Source organism: Rhizobium sp. WYCCWR 11146 (genome assembly GCF_013591995.1).
Classification (GTDB): domain Bacteria; phylum Pseudomonadota; class Alphaproteobacteria; order Rhizobiales; family Rhizobiaceae; genus Rhizobium; species Rhizobium indicum.
This window is the reverse complement of record NZ_JACCEY010000025.1, coordinates 69,445-73,596: the sequence shown is the minus strand read 5'-3', so window position 1 is coordinate 73,596 and position 4,152 is coordinate 69,445. Positions and strand designations below refer to the sequence as shown.

5 protein-coding genes and 1 pseudogene are annotated in these 4,152 nt (G+C 62.2%); 3 read left to right on the top strand and 3 right to left on the bottom strand.

What is annotated here, in order from left to right; genetic code table 11:
* Positions 1 to 84: 84 nt before the first annotated feature.
* Together HX899_RS24130 and HX899_RS24125 are read right to left on the bottom strand one after the other, a co-directional pair.
* Positions 85 to 270, bottom strand: a pseudogene (locus tag HX899_RS24130) (hypothetical protein); the annotation flags it as partial.
* On the bottom strand, positions 270 to 767 hold the full coding sequence (locus tag HX899_RS24125) for a DUF721 domain-containing protein (protein ID WP_018069144.1): 498 nt from the start codon (positions 765 to 767) through the stop codon (positions 270 to 272). The gene HX899_RS24125 and the pseudogene HX899_RS24130, both read right to left, overlap by 1 nt.
* Positions 768 to 875: 108 nt before the next feature.
* Between HX899_RS24125 and mutY the strand changes: the two genes are divergently transcribed.
* From mutY to HX899_RS24110, 3 genes are read left to right on the top strand one after another with little or no spacing between them, the layout of a single operon-like run.
* The gene (mutY, locus tag HX899_RS24120) at positions 876 to 1,979 is read left to right on the top strand and encodes an A/G-specific adenine glycosylase (protein ID WP_181293591.1); all 1,104 of its coding nucleotides are present in this window, start codon (positions 876 to 878) and stop codon (positions 1,977 to 1,979) included.
* A gap of 2 nt (positions 1,980 to 1,981) precedes the next feature.
* Positions 1,982 to 2,596: an HAD family phosphatase gene (locus HX899_RS24115; RefSeq protein ID WP_171599180.1), complete on the top strand. Its 615-nt coding sequence runs from the start codon at positions 1,982 to 1,984 to the stop codon at positions 2,594 to 2,596.
* 5 nt (positions 2,597 to 2,601) lie between these two features.
* Entirely contained in the window at positions 2,602 to 2,967 is a 366-nt protein-coding gene (locus tag HX899_RS24110; protein ID WP_138328771.1) for a nuclear transport factor 2 family protein, read from the top strand.
* Between the two features lie 167 nt (positions 2,968 to 3,134).
* On the opposite strand, the gene HX899_RS24105 is transcribed toward HX899_RS24110, so the two are convergent.
* Positions 3,135 to 4,152, bottom strand: a 1,018-nt coding sequence (locus HX899_RS24105; RefSeq protein WP_181293590.1) for a site-specific DNA-methyltransferase, incomplete at its 5' end; no start/stop codon positions are given.

Sequence of the window (4,152 nt, the reverse complement as noted above, 5' to 3'; positions counted from 1 at the left end):
GGCCATATCGGCATCGATATCCGAACCCGGATCATCGATCGCCTCGCGGATTTTTCGACGCATGATTTCGTCGGTCGCACCTTCTTTCCGGGCGAACTGCGCGCGGATCGCCTGGCGACGTTCTTCGGCCGGCTGATCCGTGGTCTCGGCGAGGAGCTTGCGCATGCGCGGGCTAAGGACCAGGCCGTCAACCGCACTGATCTTTTCGGCGCTGGCTTGAGTCAGGCCGCCGGCCTTGGTGTTGCCGGTCAAGTTGGGCGTTTTGCTCATCAGCGTTGATTTCCCCGCTTCCCCATCACCGCGGTCCCCAATCGCTGGATCGCCTGCCGCAGCTTGTCGTTCTCGATCCCCTCCATCATGCCTTCGAGCTTGCGGGCGGCTTCGCCCTTCAGCGGTGGTGGGGTGCGGGAGCGGCGGATGGCTTGGGAGACCGGCTTCTGAACGATGCGGATCTGGTGGACGGCGGCAAAGCCGAAGAAGCTGTTGATGCGCTGGATGAGTTCGCCCTGGGCATGGGTGAGGAACAGCGCGCGTGCGCCTTCGCAGGCAATTGTCAGCACACCGGGGCGGAAGCCGCCGGTCTCATTGCCGCCGCGGGCCCAGGCGATCTTTTCCGGCCGGGTGCAATCGGCGAAATCCTCGCCGGCAATTTCACTCCACGAGCCGAGCAGAGCCGTGTTGATGCCGGCGCGCCTCGCAAGCACGGGATCGATCAGCCCGTTCGCCAGCTCGGAAATCTGCTTTGCACCTTTGCGTGGATAACTCATCGAAACCCTTCAGCGACGCCGCCAATTCGCATGCCAATTCGCACAGGCGACTTGATCGCGCGGCATTGCTTCGCCAAGTATAGGCACTTCCCCCCATCGCGGCAAATCATGACGATCACCACACTCGACACGCCCTCCGCCAAGCCCCTGCTCGACTGGTACGATCGCCACCACCGCGACCTGCCCTGGCGTGTGGCGCCCGGCATGGCGGCCCGCGGCGTCAAGGCCGATCCCTATCGCGTCTGGCTGTCCGAGGTGATGCTGCAGCAGACGACGGTGCAGGCGGTCAAACCCTATTTCGAGCGGTTTCTGCAGCGCTGGCCCGAGGTGACCGATCTTGCCGCAGCCGAGACCGACGCGGTGATGGCCGCCTGGGCGGGGCTTGGCTATTACGCACGGGCCCGCAACCTGAAGAAATGCGCCGAAGCGGTGGCGAACGAGCATGGCGGCGTCTTTCCCGATACCGAAGAAGGTCTCAGATCCCTGCCGGGCATCGGCGACTATACGGCAGCCGCCGTCGCAGCCATCGCCTTTGACCGCCAGGCGGCTGTCATGGACGGCAATGTCGAGCGGGTGATCTCCAGGCTCTATGCGATCGCTACGCCGCTTCCAGCCGCCAAGCCCGCGATGAAGCAGAAGGTGGCGCTGTTAACGCCTGCCGATCGGCCCGGCGATTTCGCCCAGGCGATGATGGATCTCGGCGCCACGATCTGCACGCCGAAGCGGCCGGCCTGTTCACTCTGTCCGTTCCGGGGTGCCTGCGAGGCACTCAAACTTTCCGATCCCGAGCTCTTTCCGGTCAAGGCGGCGAAGAAGGAGAAGCCGGTCAGATACGGCGCGGCCTTCATCGCGGTCACCGCCGATGGCGAAATCCTGTTGCGGCGGCGCATCGACAGCGGCCTGCTCGGCGGCATGACCGAGGTGCCGACGACGGCGTGGACGGCGCGCATCGACGGCGAGACCTCGGCTGATGCCGCGCCCTTCGATGCGGCATGGCAGGCCTCTGGCACCGTCATCCATGTCTTTACCCATTTCGAGCTCAGGCTTTCGATCTGGCGTGCTGCCATCGCTGCCAAGGTCGCCATGGATGACGGCCGGAATGACGGATGGTGGGAGCCGGTTACAAATCTTGAAGCCCAGGCCTTACCAACAATCATGAAAAAAGCGATCGCAGCGGCTATTCCTCTCGCGTTTAAAACATCCAAGGGATGACCATGACCACCGACATAAGACATATCGTTTTCGACATCGGCAAAGTCCTTATTCATTACGATCCGCATCTTCCCTTCAGCCGCCTCATTCCTGACGAGACCGAGCGCAACTGGTTCTTCGCCAATATCTGCACCCATGACTGGAACATCGAGCAGGACCGCGGCCGCAGCTGGGCGGAGGCCGAAGCGCTGCTGATAAAACAGCACCCCGCCCGCGAAGAGCATATCCGCGCCTTCCGCAAATATTGGCACGAGATGGTGCCGCACGCTTATGATGACAGCGTCGCGATCATGGAAGGGCTGATTGCCGAGGGGCGCGACGTGACGATGCTGACCAACTTTGCCTCCGACACCTTCCGCGAGGCGCAGGCGCGCTTCCCCTTCTTGACCAAACCGCGCGGCGTCACCGTTTCCGGCGATGTCGGCCTGATCAAGCCCGATATCGCCATCTACGAGACGCATACGAAAAGTTTCGGTCTCGATCCGGCAGCGACGATCTTCATCGACGACGCGCCGGTCAATGTCGAAGGCGCCAAGGCCTTCGGCTGGAATGCGGTGCTGTTCTCAGGCGCCGACAAATTGCGCAGCGATCTCGCCGGCTATGGGGTGAAGGTCTGAGACCCATGGCTTTCGACCCGGCAAAGCAAATCGAACTCTTCCACGCTGCGATCAACGCCCTCGATTTTCCGGCGATCGAGGCCTATTTCGCCGAGGATGCGACCTATGTCTCGAACGGCGTCGGCGATCTCACCGGCCGCGTCGAAATCATGGCTGCCTTCCGGCGTTATTTCGACGACTATCCCGATCAGACGGCAGAAAATTCGCTGGTGGAAACGTTGACGCCGCTCTCCGGCCGATCGGTCTGGTCGGTGCGCGCCACCCACAGCAAGACGGGCAAGCCGCTGATCCGCGAGGGTGAGGAGACCATCACCTTCAACGCAGAAGGCCGCGTCACAAGGGTCGAGGTCACCGATTACCAGGAATTCTGATCAGGATTTCTTGTTTTACGCATTCCGGACGCAAAACCGCTGCACACTTTTGCTGGAATTGCTCTGAATAGAGGACGCCCGGGTTTGACCCCGGGCGCCTTGGTCTTCTTCCGCAACTGGAGGGAAATCGGAAGAAGGTGGTTTCGATCCGTCAGAGGCGCTGCTCACTACGCCTTTGCCAGATCACTGCGGATGACGGACCTGAGATCGTCGATCGGGCGCAGGGACTGCCCTTCTTCGAAATGCCAGAAGGTCCATCCGTTGCATGCATCGAGACCCTGCACCTTGGCGCCGAGACGATGAATAGAGCCGGCCTCGCCGCCGGAAGCGACCGTGCCGTCGGCGCGGACAATCGCGCTATAGCGGCGCTTGGCGTCGGTCAGCACCTGGCCGGGCTTGATCAGGCCGCTTTCAACAAGCACGTTGAAGGCGACGCGGACTTCGGCCTTCTTGCCGGTCATGACGGTCAGTTCCGCCTTGCCGAGCGGCTCGACGGCGGCGATGCGAGCCGAGGCCGCATCGATATAATCCTGTTCGCGCTCGATACCGACGAAGTGGCGGCCGAGACGCTTGGCGACGGCGCCCGTCGTTCCCGAGCCGAAGAAGGGATCGAGCACGATATCGCCGGGCTTGGTCGAGGCCATGATGACGCGGGCGAGCAGCGCTTCCGGCTTCTGCGTCGGATGCGCCTTCTTGCCGTCCTCGCCCTTCAGCCGTTCGCTGCCGTTGCAGATCGGGAACAGCCAGTCGGAGCGCATCTGCACGTCGTCATTGGCGGCCTTCAGCGCATCGTAATTGAAGGTATAGCCCTTGGCCTTGGCGCTGGGGCTTGCCCAGATCATCGTCTCATGGGCGTTCTGGAAACGGCGGCCCTTGAAATTCGGCATCGGGTTGGTCTTGCGCCAGATGATGTCGTTGAGGATCCAAAAATTCAGATCCTGCAGCGTGGCGCCGACACGGAAGATATTGTGGTAGGAGCCGATCACCCAGATCGAGCCTGTCGGCTTCAGCACGCGGCGGCAGGCCAGCAGCCAGGCACGGGTGAAGGCATCATAGGCCTCGAAGGAGGCGAACTGATCCCATTCGTCGTCGACCGCATCGACCAGCGACTGGTCGGGACGATGCAGCGTTCCGCCGAGCTGGAGATTATATGGCGGATCGGCAAAGATGATATCGACGGAGTGG